At 68.1% G+C, this 20653-nt stretch carries 15 protein-coding genes and 2 tRNA genes; 9 read left to right on the forward strand and 8 right to left on the reverse strand.

The genetic code is table 11. The features are described from left to right. Nucleotides 1–141: 141 nt before the first annotated feature. On the forward strand, nucleotides 142–555 hold the full coding sequence (locus EV140_RS07265) for a hypothetical protein (protein ID WP_130282538.1): 414 nt from the start codon (nucleotides 142–144) through the stop codon (nucleotides 553–555). Between the two features lie 239 nt (nucleotides 556–794). Here EV140_RS07265 and EV140_RS07270 read toward each other — a convergent pair. The 5 genes from EV140_RS07270 to serS all read right to left on the reverse strand — a co-directional run bounded on the left by EV140_RS07270 (nucleotide 795) and on the right by serS (nucleotide 4533). Beyond that, nucleotides 795–886 (reverse strand) — tRNA-Ser (locus EV140_RS07270). A 79-nt stretch (nucleotides 887–965) separates the two neighbouring features. After that, nucleotides 966–2258, reverse strand: a complete 1293-nt coding sequence (locus EV140_RS07275) for an LCP family glycopolymer transferase (protein WP_157985629.1) — start codon at nucleotides 2256–2258, stop codon at nucleotides 966–968. A gap of 34 nt (nucleotides 2259–2292) precedes the next feature. Beyond that, a tRNA-Ser gene (locus EV140_RS07280) sits at nucleotides 2293–2380 on the reverse strand. Nucleotides 2381–2437: 57 nt separating this feature from the next. After that, on the reverse strand, nucleotides 2438–3268 hold the full coding sequence (locus tag EV140_RS07285; protein ID WP_130282542.1) for an HAD family hydrolase: 831 nt from the start codon (nucleotides 3266–3268) through the stop codon (nucleotides 2438–2440). Then, a complete protein-coding gene (serS, locus tag EV140_RS07290) occupies nucleotides 3265–4533 on the reverse strand; it encodes a serine--tRNA ligase (RefSeq protein WP_130282544.1) in 1269 nt (422 codons plus the stop codon). The genes EV140_RS07285 and serS overlap by 4 nt, the downstream gene beginning before the upstream one ends. Before the next feature lie 107 nt (nucleotides 4534–4640). On the opposite strand from serS, the gene EV140_RS07295 reads away from it, so the two are divergent. After that, nucleotides 4641–5627, forward strand: a complete 987-nt coding sequence (locus EV140_RS07295) for a diacylglycerol/lipid kinase family protein (RefSeq protein WP_130282546.1) — start codon at nucleotides 4641–4643, stop codon at nucleotides 5625–5627. 138 nt (nucleotides 5628–5765) lie between these two features. Here the strand turns inward: EV140_RS07295 and EV140_RS07300 are convergent, their stop codons facing one another. Continuing rightward, on the reverse strand, nucleotides 5766–9587 hold the full coding sequence (locus EV140_RS07300; RefSeq protein WP_130282548.1) for an endo-1,4-beta-xylanase: 3822 nt from the start codon (nucleotides 9585–9587) through the stop codon (nucleotides 5766–5768). Between the two features lie 233 nt (nucleotides 9588–9820). Further along, nucleotides 9821–10774 (reverse strand): prephenate dehydratase, encoded by a 954-nt coding sequence (pheA, locus tag EV140_RS07305; protein WP_130282550.1) that lies wholly within the window; start codon nucleotides 10772–10774, stop codon nucleotides 9821–9823. Nucleotides 10775–10967: 193 nt separating this feature from the next. Between pheA and pgm the strand changes: the two genes are divergently transcribed. Both pgm and EV140_RS07315 read left to right on the forward strand, forming a co-directional pair. Continuing rightward, complete coding sequence (gene pgm / locus EV140_RS07310) at nucleotides 10968–12587, forward strand: phosphoglucomutase (alpha-D-glucose-1,6-bisphosphate-dependent) (protein WP_130282552.1); 1620 nt, start codon at nucleotides 10968–10970, stop codon at nucleotides 12585–12587. Nucleotides 12588–12589: 2 nt separating this feature from the next. Then, nucleotides 12590–13807: a MalY/PatB family protein gene (locus EV140_RS07315; RefSeq protein ID WP_241971354.1), complete on the forward strand. Its 1218-nt coding sequence runs from the start codon at nucleotides 12590–12592 to the stop codon at nucleotides 13805–13807. Here EV140_RS07315 and EV140_RS07320 read toward each other — a convergent pair. Next, nucleotides 13795–14583 carry a M15 family metallopeptidase gene (locus EV140_RS07320; protein ID WP_130283006.1) on the reverse strand — a complete coding sequence of 263 codons (789 nt, stop codon included), beginning with the start codon at nucleotides 14581–14583 and terminating at the stop codon, nucleotides 13795–13797. The genes EV140_RS07315 and EV140_RS07320 overlap by 13 nt on opposite strands. Before the next feature lie 197 nt (nucleotides 14584–14780). Between EV140_RS07320 and EV140_RS07325 the strand changes: the two genes are divergently transcribed. From EV140_RS07325 to EV140_RS07345, 5 genes are all read left to right on the forward strand, one after another. Further along, nucleotides 14781–16097: an ABC transporter substrate-binding protein gene (locus EV140_RS07325; protein WP_241971355.1), complete on the forward strand. Its 1317-nt coding sequence runs from the start codon at nucleotides 14781–14783 to the stop codon at nucleotides 16095–16097. Between the two features lie 83 nt (nucleotides 16098–16180). Beyond that, nucleotides 16181–17236, forward strand: coding sequence for a carbohydrate ABC transporter permease (locus EV140_RS07330; RefSeq protein ID WP_241971356.1), 1056 nt, complete (start codon nucleotides 16181–16183; stop codon nucleotides 17234–17236). Further along, the gene (locus EV140_RS07335; RefSeq protein ID WP_422386094.1) at nucleotides 17233–18135 is read left to right on the forward strand and encodes a carbohydrate ABC transporter permease; all 903 of its coding nucleotides are present in this window, start codon (nucleotides 17233–17235) and stop codon (nucleotides 18133–18135) included. The genes EV140_RS07330 and EV140_RS07335 overlap by 4 nt, the downstream gene beginning before the upstream one ends. Then, the gene (locus EV140_RS07340; RefSeq protein ID WP_130282556.1) at nucleotides 18135–19571 is read left to right on the forward strand and encodes a glycoside hydrolase family 1 protein; all 1437 of its coding nucleotides are present in this window, start codon (nucleotides 18135–18137) and stop codon (nucleotides 19569–19571) included. The genes EV140_RS07335 and EV140_RS07340 overlap by 1 nt, the downstream gene beginning before the upstream one ends. 36 nt (nucleotides 19572–19607) lie before the next feature. Continuing rightward, nucleotides 19608–20627 (forward strand): LacI family DNA-binding transcriptional regulator, encoded by a 1020-nt coding sequence (locus EV140_RS07345; protein WP_096420375.1) that lies wholly within the window; start codon nucleotides 19608–19610, stop codon nucleotides 20625–20627. Nucleotides 20628–20653: the final 26 nt, after the last annotated feature.

Raw genomic sequence — 20653 nt, forward strand, 5'->3', positions numbered from 1 at the left:
TGGGGAGCGTAGGAACTTCCATCCTGGAAGGCCCCGCCGCCTATCCCGCCACCGGCACGCCCGAACCACTCACCCCCGCTTCATGACGAAGAGCCCGCAAACCTCCCGATCGCCCCCGACCGCATCTGCACCCAGACGTCCGTGAAGTTCGAGGCCTCAATCGGTCAGAAGTACCGGCAGAAGTACTCCTACATGTCACGCGAATGGATGGAAACGATGCGCGTCGGCCGCAACACCGTTGAAAGCTTCAACGAAGAACTCAAACAGGACCGCGGCACAATCGTCGAACCCCGCCGGCGCCGCATGCGCGGATTGACCGCCCTCTATTTCATGACGACCGTTGCCCTGGCGCAAGTGAACATCGAACGCATCGCCCGATTCCTCAAAGCCGAGGAATCAGATCAGGCAGCTGAGCAACGCGGCAAACCGCGCAAGCCGCGAATCACAATTCGCGCGCGCGACCGCTTCCGAAAGAGCGGCTACTTCCGAGGCGACCGCTGGCGCGACGATATGACACGAAGCTTCGACACCGCAGACCCACCGCAGCGAACCTAAACCGCGCGCACAGCACTGCCCTCACACCACTCCCAATCAGCACCATCGACGGCTTCGCCGTGCCCGAAACCGGACACGCGGGGCCGTTTGTCGTTTCCGGGCCACGCCACGATCTCCACCAGCGCGATCCTTAGGCCGCAAAGACGCCGAAAACGCCAAAACGCCGCCGATTTCTCGGCGGCGTTTCTTTCGAGCCCCAGTTTCGCAAAAACTCTTGACGAGTTTCGCAAGGGGCCCCGTGGCGGAGACGGCGGGATTTGAACCCGCGGTCCCCTTGCGGGGACTCCACCTTAGCAGGGTGGTGCACTCGGCCGGACTATGCGACGTCTCCTGGCGAAAGCCGTGACCACTATAGCCCGTCACGGGGATGCCCGACGCTCGTCCGCCCACCGGCGTGCGGCCGAAAGCGCTCAGTTCGCGACGGAGCAGGTCGCTTGCGCCGCCGTCTGGCCCCGACCAAAGTCGAGCGCTTCGGGACCCGTGGGCGCGTCGGGGCTCGCGGTCGGCTCGTCGGAAACCGTCGGCGCAGGGGTCTCCTCGCCCGCATCGCTCGTTGGCGCCGGCTCGGGCTCAGCCGACGGCTCGGGCTGCGGAGCGTTCGGGTCGATTGTCGTCCCATTCCCGGTCGGATCGTCGGCGAGCGTGAAGCGCTCACCGTTCAGGATCTTGCTGAACAGCACGTCGGCTTCCGACGCAATCGGAATGGCACGGCCCTCGGCGTTGGTCGTCGCCGGGTACTGCACGAAAATGATGTTCTCGCGGGGGATGTCCGCCAGTACGCGCGCCATCGAGACCATCGTGTCGAGGCTTGTCAAGCCGCTGGAAAGGCGCATGTTCTGCGTCGCCACCTGAGCGATTCCGTACAGGGCGCCGGGGTTGGTCAACGTGCCTTCGTCTTGTAGCTTGCGAATAAGGGACGCCATGTACTGCTGCTGAGATCCGATGCGGCTGAAGTCACTGCCATCGCCCACGCCGTATCGCGTACGCAAGAACTGCATGGCCTGGAAACCTTCCACCGTGTGAGTGCCAGCGGTAGGCAGGTCGAGGCCGGTGTATCGGTCGAAAATCGGCTCGGTCACGCAGATGTCGACGCCGCCCACCGCGGTCGACATGGCCGCAACACCTTCGAGACTGATGGTCGCGGAATAGTCGATCGTGAGACCCGTCAAGGCCTCGGCCGTCAACACGACGCAGTTCATACCGCCGTAGCTGTAGGCCACGTTGAACTGCTGAGCCGACATCGCGGAGTAGAAGCCCTCCCCGTCCGCCTCCGGGCACGACGGGATCGGAACGATGAGGTCACGGGGGATACTGATGACAACGGCAGACTGCTGATCTTCCGCAACGTGAACGAGCAGGTTCGCGTCGTTGAGAACGGTTGTGCCGCGATCCGCGCCGTCGAACTGACCTTCCGCGTTATCGAGTGCGGAAACCATGATGTTGAAGCCGCCGGGCCAGTCGCCGACGGCCGGGATCGCGCGTACGTTGCCCTCGGCGTCGACGAGCACGTCCTGGTCGATGTTCTCGGCGAATCGCCACGCGACGATGCCGGCGAGCGCCGTGCCGCTGACGAGCACGACCGACAGCGCGGCACCGACGACGGTGAGGAGCGTCTTCCACCAGTGGGGCCGGGGCAGGCGGCCGTGACGGATCTGCGCGGTCGGCAAAGAGCGCAACGCGCGATCGCGGATCAGCTCGGTCATCGACCCCTCCCCCGGGATTCGACGGGCTGCCGGGTGGCGGAGGGCGTGGGATTCGAACCCACGAGACATTTCTGCCCACTGGTTTTCAAGACCAGCTCCATCGGCCGCTCGGACAGCCCTCCTTGGACATCAGCCGCCCAGTCTAACCGACACGCCCGAGATTCGACGGCTTCCCGTGCCTATGCAGGATCTGTGAGGGTCGCCAGCGCCGTCGCGAGGCCGTCTTCTTGGTCGGTTCCCGTGATTTCGGTGGCGACGCTCGACACTTCCTCCGGCGCCTGGCCCATCGCGATGGCGCGGCCGCCGACCGACGCGGCCCACGTCAGCATCTCGATGTCGTTGCGCCCATCGCCCGCGACGACAACACGTTCGGTGGGAATGCCGAGGGTCTCGACCACACGCGCCAGAGCAGTCGACTTGTTGACGCCGTCGGGGGCGATGTCGAGCCAGGCAGTCCAGCCGACGTTGTAGCTGACCTGGTGCAGACCCATCAGCTCGACGGCGGCGACAAACTCGTCCATCGCGTGCCCGGGCGAGATGACGACGACGCGCGTCGCCGGCTCGTGCATGAGCTGCTCGAACGGCACCTCTTCGGTGTTCGACCCGAGCGCACCAGCCGGGAACCGCCCCGAGTACCGGTACATGCCCGTCTCGTCTTCCACCGCATAGTTCGCGCGCGTCAGGTGGGGGCGGATGCTCGTCAACACCGCCGACGGATCGAACGTCTCCACGTGGTGCCGCCGGTACCCGGTGGGTGCGTGGTCATCGCGCTTCAGGGTGATGGCCCCGTTCGAGCAGACGACGTACTCGGGGCAGATGTCGAGCCGGTCGAGCACCGGCAACGTCATCGACACGGAGCGACCGGTGGCGAGGGTCACCTCGTGGCCGAGGTCGCGAAGCCTTTGCACCTCGGCGACGACCGCGGGCGACAGCGTGCCGTCCTCGTGCAGGATCGTGCCGTCGATGTCGAGGGCGACGAGGTGTGCGTTAGGCCCGAGCTCGCGGGTCATCGCACCGGCTCCAGAACCTGGAGGCCGCGCAGGTAGGGGCGCAACGGTTCAGGAACGACCACCGAGCCGTCAGCCTGCTGGTGCGTCTCCATGATGGCGACCAGCCAGCGCGTCGTCGCGAGCGTGCCGTTGAGCGTCGCGACCGGCGCCGTCTTTCCGCCGTCCTCGGCGCGGAAGCGGGTGTTCAGGCGGCGGGCCTGGAAGGTCGTGCAGTTACTCGTACTGGTCAGTTCGCGGTACGCACCCTGCGTCGGCACCCACGCCTCGACGTCGAACTTGCGGGCGGCGCTGGAGCCCAGATCGCCGGCGGCCGTGTCGATGACGCGATAGGCGAGACCGAGCGATACGAGCATCCCCTCTTGCAGGGCGAGCAGTGCCTCGTGCTCGGCCTCGGCGTTCGCCGGGTCGATGTAGCTGAACATCTCAAGCTTCTGAAACTGGTGCACGCGGATGATGCCGCGGGTGTCTTTGCCGTGGCTGCCCGCCTCGCGGCGGTAGCAGGTCGACCAACCGGCGTACCGCGCGGGGCCGGCCGAGACGTCGATGATCTCGTCGGCATGGAACCCGGCGAGCGCCACCTCGCTCGTGCCCGTGAGATACAGCTCGTCCTCGGCGAGGTAGTAGACCTCATCGGCGTGGGCGCCGAGGAACCCGGTGCCGCTCATGATCTCGGGCTTCACCAGGGTCGGGGTGATGAGTGGCGTGAAGCCGGCGTCGAGGGCCGTGTCGAGCGCGTAGTTCATGAGTGCGAGCTCGAGGCGCGCGCCCACCCCGGTCAGGAAGTAGAAGCGGGCGCCCGACACCTTGGCACCGCGGGTCATGTCGATCGCGCCGAGCATCTCACCGAGGGCGAGGTGGTCGCGCGGCTCGAAGTCGAACGTGGGCTTGTCGCCCACCTCGCGCAGCGTCACGAAGTCGTCTTCGCCTCCCGAGGGCACGCCGCCAATGATCACATTCGGGATGCTCGTGATCGCGACATCGAAAGCCACCTCCGCCGCCTTCGCCTCGGCCTCCGCCCGCTTGACCCGCGCAGCGAGCTCTTGCACCTGGGCGACGAGTGCGGCCTTCTCGTCTTTCGGAGCCTTCGCGACCGTCGCCCCGAACGCCTTCTGTTCAGCCCGAAGCGTCTCGAACGCGTTGATCGCGTCGCGGCGCGCGCGGTCCGCGGCGATCGCCTCATCGACCACGTCGACCGATGCACCTCTGGCCTTCTGCGATTCACGGATCAGATCGGGGTTCTCGCGCAGCAGGTGGGGGTCGATCACGGCCTCTAGTCTGGCACGCGCCCACGAGCCTCGCTGGGGGTAGCCCCCGTGAAGCTCGGCGAACATCCCTCGGCACTCGCATAGTGATCTGCCCTACGCTGAGCGCCATGCCGCCCGCCCCGCGCCCCGCTCAGCGCCGCATCGCCGTCGTGTACAACCCGATCAAAGTCGACATCGAGCGCCTGCAAGAGATGGTGGGCGAGCGCGAGGTCGCGCACGGCTACGCGCCGACCCTCTGGCTCGAGACGACCCCCGAAGAGCCGGGGCAAAACCTCGCACGCAAGGCCGCGACCGAGAACGTGGATGCTGTGCTCGTCGCCGGCGGGGACGGCACCGTTCGCGCCGCCAGCGAGGGACTCATCGACTCTGGGCTCCCCATGACGCTGCTGCCGGCCGGCACAGGCAATCTGCTCGCCCGCAACCTCGGCATCTCCGTGAACCGTATGGACGAGGCCGTCGACACGGTATTCGACGGCGAGGACCGGGCGATCGATGCGGGAATCGCCACGATCATCCGCCCGGATGGCGCGGAGGAGGCGCACGCCTTCATCGTCATGATCGGCATCGGCATCGACGCCAAGATGATCGCCGCAACGAACCCCGAGTTGAAGAAGCGCGTGGGCTGGCTCGCCTACGTCGAGGCGATCGCGCGCATCGTTCGCGATGTCGACGCCGTGCGCCTCACCTACACGCTCGACGGGTCGTCGCCGCGCTCGACGAGCGTGCACACCCTGCTCGTTGGCAACTGCGGCGCACTGCCCGGCGGCGTGCTGCTCATGCCCGACGCCGAAATCGACGACGGTCTGCTCGACATCGTCGGCATGCGGCCGCGCAACTTCGCGGGCTGGGTTCGGGTGTCGACGGCGGTGTTCTGGGAGAACGGGGTGCTGCGCAAGACGCGCGCCGGCCGCCGACTGCTCGCGGGCAACAAGCCGGTGCGGGGCCTGCGCTACTTCCAGGGCCGGCACGCGACCCTGCGGTTCGAGAAGCCCGAAGAGTTTGAGATCGACGGCGAGGGCATGGGCCTCGTCACGGGAGTCGACGTCAAGGTCGCGCCGGCGTCGCTCATCGTGCGGGCGCCGAAGAGGAAGTAGCGGCCTCAACCAACACGACGAAGGGGGCGCCACCCAGTGGGTGACGCCCCCTCCCCACGACAGGTTCCCTGCTCCCGTCGTAGGGAGCGAGGCGTGCAACGTTCGGGTCACGTCACACGCCCCGCCTCGCGATTAGCCTCAGACGGCCTTCGCACCTCCACGCGGACCGCCGGGACCGAACGGACCACCCGGACCGAAGGGTCCACCCGGACCGAACGGACCGCCGGGCTCGCCCGCGGTGGGAGGACCGCCTGGGCCGAACGGACCACCGGGGCCGAAGGGCCCTCCCGGTCCAAACGGGCCACCCTGGTTCGGCGGACCCACTGGGTCGGTGGGGTCCGTCGGGTCGGTCGGGTCGACTCCGGCCTCCGTCACGAGCTGGCCGACACCCCAACGCGCCGTCGACTGGAAACCGGCACCCGAAGGGTCGGCCCAGTTGCGGATCGACTGGCGTGCGCCGTTCTGCGCGTCGTTCACCTGGAAGTCGAGGCCGTGCGTGGTGCCTAGGCCCGAGTACGACAACAGGTTGATCGACGCTTCGACGATGTAGCCGCCCTCCACAATCGAGGTTGCCGACTGCAGACGAGAAGCCTGGAAGCCCTCGTCACCCCCGGCCCCGAAGCTGACCACGTTCTCAGCGCTGATACGGATCTGCGTGTCATCGAAGCGGTACGGCCCGTTCTTGAAGTTGCCCCCATCGACGTAGATCTCGACCGAGTCCTGGATCCAGGGGTCAGAGCCGGTCACGTCGATCACGGGGTCGGTGACCTCCATCAGCACGAACAACTCGTCGTCGCGCCAAACGGTGCGGACGGTCGCTGTCGCGCCGCTCGATCCCTCAACCTGCTTGCCGGTCTCGACCACCGTTGACGACTCCCAGACCTCATCGATCGTGCCGTCGATCGTCGGGGCCACCTCCGCCTCCACGACTTCGAGGAAGCTGAGCGGCTCGAGCAGGGTCAGGCTGCCGAGCACGCCCGGCGAGTTCCACCCGGCACGAAGCGTTCCATTGTCAATGACGCGGGCATCGAAGTCGACGAGGTCACCCTCGCCCACACCGCCCAGCGGCACGGTCGCGACGGTCGCCCAGCCTGCGGCGTCGTCGCGCTGCGCGTCGGCACGCGAGACCGTGAACGTCTCCGTTCCGAGTTGCAACTCGACAGCGTCGCCGGCGTTCGGCGTCGCGTCCTCCACCTCGACCAGCACGTACAGCTGGCCGTCTGCCCAGCGGAGCTGGAAGGTGGCCGTGCTGTCGATACGGATGTCGGGCATCCGCTGCCACTGGCGATCGTCAACGTCGGTCACCGTCGCGCCGAACACGTTCGCCGTGCGCAGCGGGGCCGGGAGCTCCCCGTTGACCACGCCGAAGTAGGCAGGCTTCGGCTGCAGGCGGGCGTCGAAGAGCAACGGTCCGCCGCGGTCGGAGCGCCAGCTACGGTTGTCGCTCAGGCCCCACACCGTCGCCGAGTACAGCTGACCGGTGCGAGCGTGGAAGGCACGGAAGTCGTTGAACGCCTCCTGGTAGAACAGGCCCTGATCAATGAACAGCGCCTCCGACTCGGGAGTGCCCGTCGTGACGTCGAGCTCGGTGACCGCCTGCATGAGGCCCAGCGGCTCGAAGCGCTCGAGCGTCGCCCCCAGGTCTTGCACGGGGAAGGACAGGCTCACGTGCATCTGGTGGCCAACACCGTCGACGCGAACACCACGGTCAAGCAGGCGCTCGACGAGTGCCAGCATGCGCGTGCCCTTCGGGAACAGCTCCGTGTTGTAGTCGTTGATGAACAGCGCCACCGGTCGGTCGGAACCCTCCGCGGCATACACGTCGTTGAACGCCTCGTCCGCGTACTCGAACGCCAGGTCGATGAACTCTTCGCCGAGGATGCGGTACCACTCACTGCGGCGCAGACCGTCATCCGTCGTGTTCGAGTCGGTGACGACCTCGTTCACCACATCCCACGCGACGATGGGGTTACCCCCGCCGTACGGGCCGTACTGATCCGCATACAGCGCCGCTACGTTGAAGATGTGGGCGCGCATCCGATCACGAAGGATCTGCTTGTCGGCGTCCGACGTTGACAGCGGCTGACCCTGCGCGTTCTGGAAGAACCACGTCGGGGTTTGGGCGTGCCAGACGAGCGTGTGGCCCCACACCCGCAGGTCGTTGTCGCGGGCGAAGTTCATCACCTGCGTTGCGTCGCCGGGAGCGACGAACTGCCGGTTGTTGTTGTAGAACGCTTCCGGCTTCATCGAGTTCTCAGCCGACACCTGATCGAAGTGGCGGACGACCGTGCCGGCCTGCGCCCCGCCCGTCTCACGCGAGTCGATCGCCACGCCGACGGGGAAGTCGGTCGTGCTCTTGATCGGCAGGACGTCGGCGACCGTCAGCTCTTCGGCCTGGGTCACCGTGATGTCGTCGATGTAGAACGTGGTGATGTTTCCGGTGGCCGGCGGGGCCACGTACGCGGTCTCGAAGTACAAGAGCCCCGTCGTGAGCGCGTTCGGCGGCATCGTGACGGTGGCGCTGACCTGACGGAACTCGCCGTTCGACAAGCCCGTGTTCTGCGCGATCGTCTGGAACGCCGAGTCCGCCTGCAAGGTCACCCAGATGTCGCCGGCGGGCTGGTTCGGCGCGAACCGCACCCACGCCTCGATCTCGTAGGTGATGCCCGGCAGCAGAACGTCGATGACGTTGAAGCCGATGCCGTCGCCCTGGTTGCCGCGGTTGGCGACCACCGCCGACTGCGTGCCCGTGCGCGCGAACTCGTCGGTGACGCTCACCGTCGGAGCAACCTCGAGGTTGCTCGAGCGGCGGAGGATCCAGCCGTCGAGGCCGTCCTCGAAGCTCGTCGTCATCGCGACGACCTGCTCACCCGGAGTACCGGGGTCGGTCGGGCCCGGGTCGGTCGGGCCGTCGCCGCCGATCTGGTTCAGGAACAGGTCGTCCACGAGGTAGGCGTACGCGGCAGCGGGGTCGCTGTCTGCGGTGCCGATGTACACGCTGGGCTCGTCAGCGTCCGCGGGCACCGTGAACGTGCCTTCGATCGTGGTCCAGCCATCGGCCGACACCGGCGTGTTCGTGTTCGGTACCCATTGGAAGCCCGGCTTGGTGACGAAACGCACGTCGCGGGTACCGGTCGTTCCCTCGTCGAGGCGCACGCGCATCCCGACCTCGTAGGTGTTGCCCGCGACCAGAACGCCGGGCGCCGTCTCGATTCCGTCGAAGTCTTGGTCGCGATCGCCAACACGCAGGGCAGGGTCACCATCGACGTCGACGATCGACAGGGTGGGATCGCCACTCTGCTGCCACGACTCACTGAGCGGCTGGCTGAAGTCGTCGCTCGCGATCGGCGTGACATCCGGCGTTTCGGGGGCGCGGGTCAACACGAGATCGTCGATCAAGTACGTGTACGGGCCGCTGAGGTTCGCGGTGCCCAGGTAGATCTTCGGTGCGGTCGCATTCGCCGGAATCGTGAAGGTTCCGTCGATGGTCGTCCAGCCGTCGGCGGAAACCGGCCGGTTGCTGTCGGGCACCCACACGAACTGAGCGTTGCCGCCGACCGAGTAGTTCTGCACCCAGCGCACCTCGGGTGCGCCGTCGGTTCGCTCGGCGAGGCGAACCTGCGCAGTCACGGTGTAGGTGGAGCCGGCCTGGAGCACAGCGGGTGCGGTTTCAATCCCGTCGAAGTCTTGCGCGCGGTCGGCGACCTCAAGGGCCGGGTTGCCGTCGACGTCGGCGATCGACAGAGTCGGACCGCCGCTTTGCTGCCAGCTGGAACTGAGTGGCTGCGAGAAGTCGTCCGAGGCGACGACGGTGTCGGCTGCCGTCGCTGGCGCGAATGCCGTGAGTGGAGCGACGACCATCGCGAGGGCCGCAAGCACGGCGACCCCGCTTCGGCGTCTGCGGGTGGGAGACGAGCCGGTATCAAGCTCGAAAATTTCGGTTGTGCGATGCCGAGGCATGGCGCTCCTTTGCGCGAGTGGTGAAGATTACCCGCGGAGAATAGGCAGACAATCCTGGAAGCAACAACCCGTTTGTTGTGGGGAACAACTTTCTGTTATGCATCCGTTATCGAAATGCAATCGAAACATTTCGGATTATGCCGTGGTCGCGCTCTCACCCCCGTTTGGGGGGCGCGGAGGCGCGACAATGGTGACGGCCGTTCGTCACCGGCGGAGCGCCGAGCAGGGAGCGGTTAGGTGAGCGGGGGCTCGCCGGAAAGAATGCCGCGAAGCCAATCACGGGCATCCGTGAAGACATCGTCGGAGTACTGCGGCACGAACTCGACCGGGCGCTTGTCGGCGCGCGGGTACGAGCCGAGGAAGAGCACATTGGGGCTGAACCGACGCAGGCCGAGCAGCGCGTCGGCCACCCGCTCGTCGTGGATGTGCCCGTCGAGGTCGATGACGAAGCGGTACCGACCGAGGGCGTCACCGATCGGGCGCGACTCGATCAGACTCATGTTCACACCGCGGGTGGCGAACTGTTCGAGCATTTCGAGCAGGCGTCCGGGGGCGTCGTCGGGTAGCTCAGCGATGATGCTCGTCTTGTCGGCGCCCGTTCGCTGCGGAAGCCCGAGCGTTCGACTGACGAGTACGAAGCGCGTGACGGCGTGGGGGTTGTCGCCGATGTGCTCGGCAAGCACGGCGAGGTCGTGGTGCTCGGTGATGTTCGGTGGCGCGATCGCGGCATCGGCGAGCGTCGACTCCAGCAGGCCCGCGGCGGACGCCACGTTGGACGCCGACGGAATGTGGCCGTGACTCGGCAGCTGCGCTTCCAGGAAGCGACGGCACTGCGCGTACGCGACGGGATGCGCGGAAACCGTGCGCACATCGGCGAGCGTCGTACCCGGACGCGCGACGAGCACGAAGTCGACGGGCACGAGGTACTCGCCCACGATGCGGAGGCCCGGCACGGTGGCGAGCGCGTCTTGCGTGGCACTGACGCCGCCCTCGACGGAGTTCTCAATGGCAATCATGGCGCCGACACTGCGGCCGCTCACCACGTCGTCGAGGGCCTCGCCGACGTTCGAGACGCTGCGCCAGGTTGCGCCAGCGGCCTCGGGCACCTGGCGCAGTGCCTCCCACGTGAACGTGCCAACCGGCCCGAGGTACGAGTACGTCGGGGTTTCGGCGGCTGTCTCGCTCATGCGGCGAGTCTATTGCGGGACTCGGCGGAGCCGCCCCGCGCTCGTGAGTGACGTTTTTCGCCGGCGCGCGTGACGTTTCTCAGGAGTAGAGGGTCGATCGTGCGAGACCTGCCCACTGATTCCGGGGTGAGTTCGCTCGAACTCCTGAGAAACGTCACGGCTCGGGCGGGGTCGCGGTGGTTGGATGGACGCTATGACGTCACGCGCCGGAACCCCCGCCCAGCCGCACGACCTGGTCGACGTCGAGGCGCTCGTCGCCGCGTACGCCGACCGCGCCCCCGACATGGATGACCCCGCCCAGCGGGTCGCGTTTGGCACGAGCGGCCACCGCGGGTCGAGCCTCGACGGGGCCTTCACCGACACCCACATCGCCGCCATCACGCAGGCGATCGTCGAGTACCGCGCGCAGGCTGGCACGAGCGGCCCGGTGTTCGTCGGCGCCGACACCCATGCCCTGTCGGCACCCGCGCAGCGCACCGCCCTGGAGGTGCTCGCCGGTAACGGCGTCACCGCGCTCGTGGATGCTCGCGCCGACTACGTCCCCACTCCCGCACTCAGCCACGCGATCATCTGTCACAACCGCGATGCCGGCAGCGCGCAGGCCGACGGAATCGTCATCACCCCGAGCCACAATCCGCCCCGCGACGGCGGCTTCAAGTACAACCCCCCGCACGGCGGGCCCGCCGACTCGGACGCGACCGGGTGGATCGCCGATCGTGCGAACGCGACCATCCGGGGCGGCAACGCCGAGGTGAAGCGCTCGACCGTTGTCGATACGCAGGCGTACGACTACCGCAAGCACTACGTCGATGACCTGCGCCACATCGTCAACCTGGGTGCCGTGCGCGACGCTGGACTGCGCATCGGTGCTGACCCGCTTGGCGGCGCGTCGGTCGACTACTGGGCCGCGATCGCCGACACGTACGGCATCGACCTGACCGTCGTGAATCCGGCCGTCGATCCGACTTGGGCTTTCATGACGCTCGACTGGGACGAGAAGATCCGCATGGATCCGTCGAGCCCGAGCGCGATGGCGAGCGTTCTCGCCCACCGCGACGATTTCGCTCTGCTGACCGGCAACGACGCCGACGCCGACCGGCACGGCATCGTGACTCCGGATGGCGGGCTGATGAATCCGAACCACTATCTGGCCGTCGCGATCGAATACCTCGCCACCCACCGCCCGCAATGGCGACCGGATGCCGCCATCGGCAAGACGCTCGTGTCGTCCACCATGATCGACCGCGTCGTCGACAGCCTCGGCCGACGCCTGTGGGAGGTGCCGGTCGGATTCAAGTGGTTCGTCCCGGGCCTGATCGACGGCTCCGTGGCCTTCGGCGGTGAGGAGAGCGCGGGCGCGAGCTTCGTGCGCCACGACGGCAGCGTGTGGACGACGGACAAGGACGGAATCCTGCTCGCCCTGCTCGCGAGCGAGATCGCGTCGGTCACCGGCAGCAGCCCGTCGGAGCTGTACCGTGCGCAGACCGAGCGGTTCGGTTCGCCCGCCTACGAGCGCATCGACGCGGCGGCGAGCCCCGAGCAGAAGGCGGCACTGTCGAAGCTCTCGGGCGATGCCATCACCGCTGACACCCTTGCCGGCGAGCCGATCACCGCGCGCCTGAGCGAGGCGCCCGGCAATGGCGCTGCGATCGGCGGGGTCAAGGTGACGACGGAGAACGCGTGGTTCGCGGCCCGCCCGAGCGGCACCGAGAACGTCTACAAGATCTACGCCGAGTCGTTCCGTGGCGAGGAGCATCTGCGCGAGGTGCAGGCCGAGGCGAAGGCGATCGTCGACGCTGCCCTCGGGGGGTAGCGGTGGCCGCCCCAATTGACCGCGAGGCGCTGCACGCATCGTGGGATGCCATCACCGCAGACGAGCTTCATGCTCGCGGCGGCATGAAGTGGTCGGCAAACCCCGGGATGATCGGCGCGTGGGTTGCCGAGAGTGATTTGGGCACGGCCCCCGCCGTCACCGAGGCCCTCCACGCCGCCGTCGCTCGCGGCGATTTCGGTTATCTGCCGCGTTCGCTTGCCGCCGAACTCCGCGAGGCGACGAACGCCTGGATGCGCGACCGCTTCGCGTGGGACGTCCCGCCCGCGCGCATTCACTACCTTCCCGACGTGATTCACGGCCTCGAGGTCGCCATAGACCTCTTCACGCCGGACGGCACGCCGGTGATCGTGCCGACTCCGGCATATATGCCATTTCTCACGATTCCGCCCCGGCATGGACGCGCCGTCATCGAGGTGCCCCACGTCACGGATGCGCAGGGCCGCTGGACGCTCGACCTCGCCGCCATCGACGCGGCGCTCACCGCCGGCGCACGGCTCGTCGTGCTGTGCAACCCACACAACCCTGGCGGTCGAGTGTTCGAGCGCGACGAGCTCGCCGCCCTGGCCGAGGTCATCGCCCGCCACGAGGGTGCGCGCGTGTTCGCCGACGAAGTGCACGCTCCGCTGCTGCTCGGCGACGCCGTCCATGTGCCGTACGCAACCGTGAGCGAGGCCGCCGCGCGCCAGGCGCTGACCGCGACGTCCGCGTCGAAGGCCTTCACGCTGCCGGGCCTCAAGTGCGCGCAGTTCATTGTCACGAACGACGACGATCAGCGCATCGTCGCCGAGCAGGGCCCCCTATTCGGGCACGGCACCAGCACGCTCGGCGCCGTTGCCAACATCGCGGCGTACCGCGCGGGCGGGCCCTGGCTCGACGTGTTCGTCGACTACCTGCGCGGCACGGTCGCGGCGGTCGCCGATCGACTGGCAACGAGCATCCCGAGCGCCCGGTTCGTCGCGCCGGAGGGCAGCTACATCGGCTGGATCGACCTTCGCGATGTGTCCTTCCCCAGCCGCATTGACCCGCGCGAGACCGACCTCGGAGAGTGGTTCCGCCGCGAGGCCGGCGTCGCCCTGACCGATGGCCGCGCGTGCGGCGCGGCCGGCGCCGGCGGGGTGCGGGTGATCCTCGCGACGCCGCGTCCGATCGCGCTCGAGATCGTGGACCGGATGGCCGACGCTCTCACTCAGTCGGCGTAGTCGGAGGCGGGCTGCAGGTCGAAGAACTCCTCGAGGGTGGCGACGCCCTGCTCGTGCATTTCGGCCGCCAGCTCGACGCCGATGTACCGGAAATGCCATGGCTCGTAGTCGAATCCGACGATGGGTTGAGCGCCGTCGGGGTAGCGCAGGAGGAACCCGAAGCGGTGGGCGTTCTCAGCCAGCCAGACGCCCGCGGGAAGCTCGCCGAAGCACGCCTGGAACGAGCACTCGCCTCCGGGCACCCCGATATCAACGGCGAGGCCCGTCTGGTGCTCGCTGTGGCCGGGGCGCGCACTGAAGCGGTCGGTGTACTCGACGCCGTTGGCCGCGACACCGTTCGCGTAGATCGTGCTCTGTGTCGCGTGACTGCGGTAGGCGCTCTGCGACTGCAGCTCGATGCCCTCCTCGACGCGCGCGGCGTCGAACAGCGCGACGAGAGCGTCGGCCACCTCAGCGCGCATCGTCGCCGGGTTCGTCGCCGAGACGGGTGCCGTGACCAGGTCCGGTGGCGTGAAATCGATGGGGTCGAGCGGCCGGAGCTTGTTCACGACCACCCAGATGCTCGCGGGGTCGTCGATCGACCGGGCTTCGCGGTCGAATGTCGGCTCGGGAGACGGCTCGGGGATCGGCGTCGGTGACGCGGTGGGCGACGGTGCCGGCGGGATGCTCACGGTCGGCACCTCGGGGACGTCGCGCTCCGACGCGCACGCGGCCACCACGAGCAGCACGACGGCGGCTCCCACGGCGGTAGCGCGGTGTCGGCGGGCGGGGAACATCGGCACCCTTCGAGCCTAGGCGACCGGACCGGGGGTGGAGCGCGTGCCGTTGACCAGGCATTTTTGCGAATCGAGCAGAGATCCTTGACACACCATGCGCGGCCGGTCTAGCGTGACCGCCAACGTGAGAGCGCTCTCACAGCTTCGGAATGAGAGCGCTCTCATTCCCACCCACCACGCACAAAGGAGTGACCCCCGTGAGATTGTCACGAGCAACGTCCGCCGCGAGCATCGCGGCGGGCACGGCGGTGCTGGCCCTCGTAGCGAGCGGCTGCGCCACCGACACCGCGACCGGGCCGAACGAGCCCGGCGGCAACGGCAAGCAGATCGAGCTCACCATCACCACCTTCGGAACCTTCGGCTACGAGGCCCTGTACGAGGAGTACATGGACTTGAACCCCAATGTCCGGATCGTCGCCAACAACATCGACACCGGCGGCAACGCCCGCACCGACGTCTTCACGAAGCTCGGCGCCGGCAGCGGTCTGTCGGACATCGTCGCCCTCGAGGAGGGCTGGCTCGGCTCGATCATGGAGGTCAGCGACCGCTTTGTCGACCTGCGCGAGTACGGCATCGAGGACCGCGGGAGCGACTGGGTCGACTGGAAGTACCAGCAGGCCACCGACCCCGACGGCCGCGTCATCGGCTACGGCACCGACATCGGACCGGAGGGCATCTGCTTCAATGGCCCGCTCTTCGAAGAGGCCGGCCTGCCGAGCGACCGTGAGGGCGTCGCCGAGCTGCTCGATGGCGGCTGGGACCGTTACTTCGAGGTCGGCGCCGACTACCTCGCCGAGACCGGACGCGCCTGGTACGACCACTCGGGCTTCGTCTGGAACGCGATGGTCAACCAGCTCGACGAGGGCTACTACACCTCGAGCGGCGAGTTGAACGTCGAGGGCAACGCCGAGCTCCGCGCCCGCTTCGACCAGCTGGCCGAAGCGACGCTGAGTGGCCAGTCGGCCGCGCAGTCGGCGTGGGACTGGAACGGCGGACAGTCGTTCGTCGACGGCACCTTCGCGACCTTCATCTGCCCGGGCTGGATGCTCGGGGTGCTGCAGGGCAACACCGAGGCCGGCGGCGGCAGCGCCGACACCGGCTGGGACTTCGCCGACGTGTTCCCCGGCGGTGCGGCCAACTGGGGCGGCGCCTTCCTCGCCATCCCCGAGACCAGCAACAACAAGGAGGAGGCCGCCAAGCTCGCCGACTGGCTGACGCAGCCCGAGCAGCAGATCAAGCAGTTTGAGGCCGCCGGCACCTTCCCGAGCACCCTCGAGGCGCAGCAGGAGCTCGCCGCGAACCCCATCCCGAACGCGTTCTTCAACGACGCTCCCGTGGGTGAGATCCTCGCCGGCCGCGCCGAAGGTGTCATCGCGCAGTTCAAGGGTCCGGACGACTCGCTCATCCAGGAGAACGTTTTCGGACCGCCCCTGCAGGCCCTCGACCGCGGTGAGATGACCGCCGACGAGGCGTGGGCAGAGGCGCTGCAACTGCTGAACGAACTGGTCGACTGACCCGACGTCGACCCGGCGGGCTCCCTGCGACCGACGCGGGGAGCCCGCCCCCACATCAGCCCGCTACCGCGAACGGACCTCTCGTGACTGACACACTGCCGCGCACCGCGGCCGCAGGCGATGCGCCCGGCACGCCCTCCCCCGCCGACGCGAACGGGCGCACCCGGCGACGCCGCCGCTGGTCGCTCTCGCGGCTCGACATGGCGGCATCGCCCTACCTTTACATCGCGCCCTTCTTCGTGCTGTTCGCCGTCACCGGGCTCTTCCCCCTCGTCTACACCCTCGTCGTCTCGCTGCACGACTGGCCGCTACTGCAGGGGCAGGGCGACTTCGTCGGCCTCGAGAACTTCGCCACCGTGCTCGGCGACCGCTTCTTCTGGAACTCGATCGGCAACACGCTCAGCATCTTCCTGCTATCGACGATCCCGCAGCTCGCCGTCGCGCTCGTGCTCGCCTCGATCCTCGACCAGCACCTGAAGGCTCGCACCTTCTGGCGGATGAGCGTGCTGCTGCCCTACGTCGTCACCCCGGTCGCCGTCGCCCTCATCTTTACGAACGTCTTCAACGAGCAGTCCGGGCTCGTCAACAACCTCATCGGCCTCGTCGGCATCGACCCGATCCAGTGGAAGAACGACGTCCTGGCGAGCCACGTCGCGATCGCCACCATGGTGAACTGGCGCTGGACGGGCTACAACACACTCATCCTGCTCGCCGCGATGCAGGCCGTGCCCCGCGACCTCCACGAGTCGGCGGCGATCGACGGGGCGGGAGCGGCACGGCGGTTCTTCTCGATCACGATCCCGAGCATCCGCCCCACCGTGATCTTCGTGATCATCACCGCCACCATCGGCGGCCTGCAGATTTTCGCCGAGCCGCGCCTGTTCGACGTGTCGAACGCCGGCGGCATTGGAGGCTCGCAGCGGCAGTTCCAGACCACCGTGCTCTACCTGTGGGAGATGGCCTTCTTCCGCGGCGACTTCGGTCGCGCGGCTGCCATCGCGTGGCTCCTGTTCCTGCTCATCGTCGCGATCGGACTCGTCAACTTCGCCATCTCGCGCCGCATCGCTTCGGTGGAGACCGCACGCATCAGCCGCCGCGCGCAACGCCGGCTCGCCGCCCACCAGGGAGGAACCCGATGACCGCCCAACCGATGATGGCCCCCGTCCGGCCGTCCCCCGAGTCCTCGTCCGCGCGGAAGCGTCGGCGTGGCGGCGGATCGGGCGTCGCCCTGCGGCCCGGGTTCCTCAGCTACGGCCTCCTGCTCGCCTGGATCCTCGGCTCGGCCTACCCGCTGTGGTGGTCGTTCGTGGTCGCGAGCGGCACGAACGCGACGCGCGGCGAGACCCTGCCGCTCATCCCCGGCGGCAACTTCCTCGCGAACGCCGCCCGCGTGCTCGACGCGATCCCCTTCTGGCTCGCGCTCGGCAACTCGATCATCGTCTCCAGCGTGATCACGATCTCGGTCGTCACGTTCTCGACGCTCGCGGGCTACGCCTTCGCGAAACTGCGCTTCCGCGGCCGCGAAGGTCTGCTCGTCTTCGTGATCGCCACCATGGCCATCCCGACGCAGCTCGGCATCATCCCGCTGTTCATCGTCATGCGCGAACTCGGCTGGACGGGAACGCTCGGCGCCGTCATCGTGCCGACCCTCGTCACGGCGTTCGGCGTGTTCTTCATGCGCCAGTACCTGGTCGGCGTGATCCCCGACGAACTCATCGAGGCGGCGCGGGTCGACGGCGCCACCCAGCTGCGCACCTTCTTCACCGTCGCCGTGCCCGCCGCGCGGCCCGCGATGGCGATCCTCGGCCTGTTCACGTTCATGATGGCGTGGACCGACTACCTGTGGCCGCTCATCGTGCTGAGCCCGCAGAACCCCACGCTGCAGACGGCCCTCAGCCAGCTGCAGTCCGGCTACTACGTCGACTACTCGATCGTGCTCGCGGGCGCCGTGCTCGCGACGCTGCCCCTGCTGATCCTCTTCATCGCAGCGGGGCGTCAACTCATCTCTGGAATCATGCAAGGAGCAGTGAAGGGCTGATGGCTCACCGTTTCCCCCCCGCATTCCTCTGGGGCGCGGCGACCGCCGCCGCCCAGATCGAAGGCGCCGCCCACGAAGACGGCAAGGGCGACTCCATCTGGGATGCGTTCGCTCGCGTCCCCGGCGCGATCGCCGGCGGCGACACCCCCGAACGCGCGGTCGACCACTACCACCGGATGCCCGAGGACGTTGCGCTCATGCGCCGACTCGGTCTCGATTCGTACCGATTCTCGGTGAGCTGGGCGCGCGTCCAGCCCGACGGCGTGCGCACCAACGCCGCGGGCCTGGACTTCTACAGCCGGCTCGTCGACGAGCTGCTCACCGTAGGGATCCTGCCGTGGCTCACCCTCTACCACTGGGACCTGCCGCAGACGCTCGAAGAGGCCGGGGGCTGGCCGAACCGCGACACCGCTCACCGCTTCCTCGACTACGCGCACGCTGTCCACGATGTGCTCGGCGACCGCGTCGACCACTGGACGACCTTCAACGAGCCGCTGTGCTCCTCTCTTATCGGCTACGGCGGCGGTGAGCACGCACCGGGGCGCATGGAGCCGCGCGCGGCGCTCGGCGCGCTACACCACCAACACCTCGCGCACGGGCTGGCGACGCGAGCGCTGCGCGGGCGCGGCGCCGAGAACATCGGCATCACACTGAACCTCACCAACGCGGTGCCGAACGACCCGAGCGACCCCGTCGACCTCGACGCGGCCGCGCGACTCGACGCGATCTGGAACGGCGCCTTTCTCGAGCCCCTACTGCTCGGCCGGTACCCGCAACTCTTCCTTGACAGCGTTGCCGACCACCGTTTCGCCGAGTTCATCCACGACGGCGACCTGGCGACGATCGCCGCCCCGCTCGACTTTCTCGGCGTGAACCACTATCACGACGACAACGTCAGCGGGCATCCGCTGCCACCCGAAACCCCGCCGGGGCTGCGACCCACCACGTATGCACGCGGCAGCATGTTCGTCGGATCCGAGGACCTGACCTTCCCCTCGCGCGGGTTGCCGCGCACGGCCATGGGCTGGGAGATCAACTCCGACGGGCTGCGCTCGCTGCTCGTGCGGCTGGGTCAGCAGTACCCGCAGCTGCCGCCCCTCTACGTCACCGAGAACGGCTCCGCCTGGGAGGACGTGGTCGGCGAGGACGGGAGTGTCGAGGACCCCGATCGCGTCGCCTACCTGGAGGACCACCTGGACGCCGTCGCCTCTGCCATCGAGGAGGGCGCCGACGTGCGCGGGTACTTTGTCTGGTCGCTGCTCGACAACTTCGAGTGGGCGTGGGGCTACGACAAGCGCTTCGGCATCGTGCACGTCGACTACGACAGTCAACTGCGCACGGTCAAGCGCAGCGGGCACGTGTACGCCGAGATCATTCGCGCCCACCGGGATGCGGCGCCGACCCCCGCCGGGCAGGGCATCGCGGCCGCGATCTAGGATGGGGCCACACCCCACCTCTACTGCGGAGCGCCCATGACCCTCGAGACGTCGCCGCCGAGCGCGCCCACGCTCGAGCAGGTCGCCGCGGTCGCAGGCGTGTCGAGAGCGACGGTCTCGCGGGTGATCAACGACTCGCCGAAGGTGACCGTCGAGGCGCGGGAGGCGGTCTCGCGAGCGATCGCCGAGCTCGGCTATGTGCCAAACCGCGCGGCGCGCAGCCTGGCCTCGCGGCGCACCTTCGCGATCGCCCTCGTCATCCCCGAGAACACCGCGAAGTTTTTTGCCGACCCCTACTTCGCCTCCGTGATTCAGGGCGTGGCGATGGCGCTGTCGAGCACGAAGTACACCCTCAGCCTGCTCATCACGCCCGAGACGGACGCAGAGAAGAGCCGCAACTTCCTGCAGGCGGGCAACGTCGACGGGGCGCTCGTGCTCTCGCACCACTCCGACGACCGCGCATTCCTCGCCCTCGCCCGCACCATGCCGGTCGTGTTCGGCGGACGCCCCATGGGGCCGGAGGGCGAGCACGCCTTCTACGTCGACGTCGACAACCGGGCCGCCGCGCGCGTGGCAACCGAGCACCTGATCGCTGGGGGCCGCACGCGCATCGCTACGATCGCGGGGCCGGCCGACATGGCCGCCGGTGTCGACCGCCTCGACGGCTGGCGCGACGCGCTGAACGCCGCAGGGCTCGCATCTTCCCTCGTCGAGCGCGCCGACTTCACGCCCGCGGGCGGATTCGAGGCGATGCGGAGGCTGCTCGCCCGCGGGGAGAGCTTCGACGCCCTCTTCGCGGCGAGCTCGCAGCTGGCTTCCGGCGCACTCTCCGCCATGCGGGATGCGGGCCTCGCGGTGCCCGCGGATGTCTCGATCACCTCGATCGACAACGACTATTTCGCCACCAACGCCAACCCGCGCCTCACGGCCATCGAGCAGCCGACCGTCGAGGTCGGGCGCACGATGGCGCGGCTGCTGATCGACCGCATCGAGGGACGCGAGATCTCTCGGGTGACGATCCTGCCGACGGCGCTCGTGCAGGGCCAATCGGCCTGACGGGGGCGGCCGCAGTCGCCGATTCG

Source organism: Microcella alkaliphila, assembly GCF_004216855.1.
In the GTDB taxonomy this organism is placed as follows: domain Bacteria; phylum Actinomycetota; class Actinomycetes; order Actinomycetales; family Microbacteriaceae; genus Microcella; species Microcella alkaliphila.

Coding starts and splice junctions, on each gene's coding strand:
- EV140_RS07275 (WP_157985629.1), bottom strand. CDS start 2,258: ATGACCGAGCTGATCCGCGATCGCGCGTTGCGCTCTTTGCCGACCGCG.
- EV140_RS07285 (WP_130282542.1), bottom strand. CDS start 3,268: ATGACCCGCGAGCTCGGGCCTAACGCACACCTCGTCGCCCTCGACATC.
- EV140_RS07295 (WP_130282546.1), top strand. CDS start 4,641: ATGCCGCCCGCCCCGCGCCCCGCTCAGCGCCGCATCGCCGTCGTGTAC.
- EV140_RS07300 (WP_130282548.1), bottom strand. CDS start 9,587: ATGCCTCGGCATCGCACAACCGAAATTTTCGAGCTTGATACCGGCTCG.
- pheA (WP_130282550.1), bottom strand. CDS start 10,774: ATGAGCGAGACAGCCGCCGAAACCCCGACGTACTCGTACCTCGGGCCG.
- pgm (WP_130282552.1), top strand. CDS start 10,968: ATGACGTCACGCGCCGGAACCCCCGCCCAGCCGCACGACCTGGTCGAC.
- EV140_RS07320 (WP_130283006.1), bottom strand. CDS start 14,583: ATGTTCCCCGCCCGCCGACACCGCGCTACCGCCGTGGGAGCCGCCGTC.
- EV140_RS07335 (WP_422386094.1), top strand. CDS start 17,233: ATGACCGCCCAACCGATGATGGCCCCCGTCCGGCCGTCCCCCGAGTCC.
- EV140_RS07340 (WP_130282556.1), top strand. CDS start 18,135: ATGGCTCACCGTTTCCCCCCCGCATTCCTCTGGGGCGCGGCGACCGCC.
- EV140_RS07345 (WP_096420375.1), top strand. CDS start 19,608: ATGACCCTCGAGACGTCGCCGCCGAGCGCGCCCACGCTCGAGCAGGTC.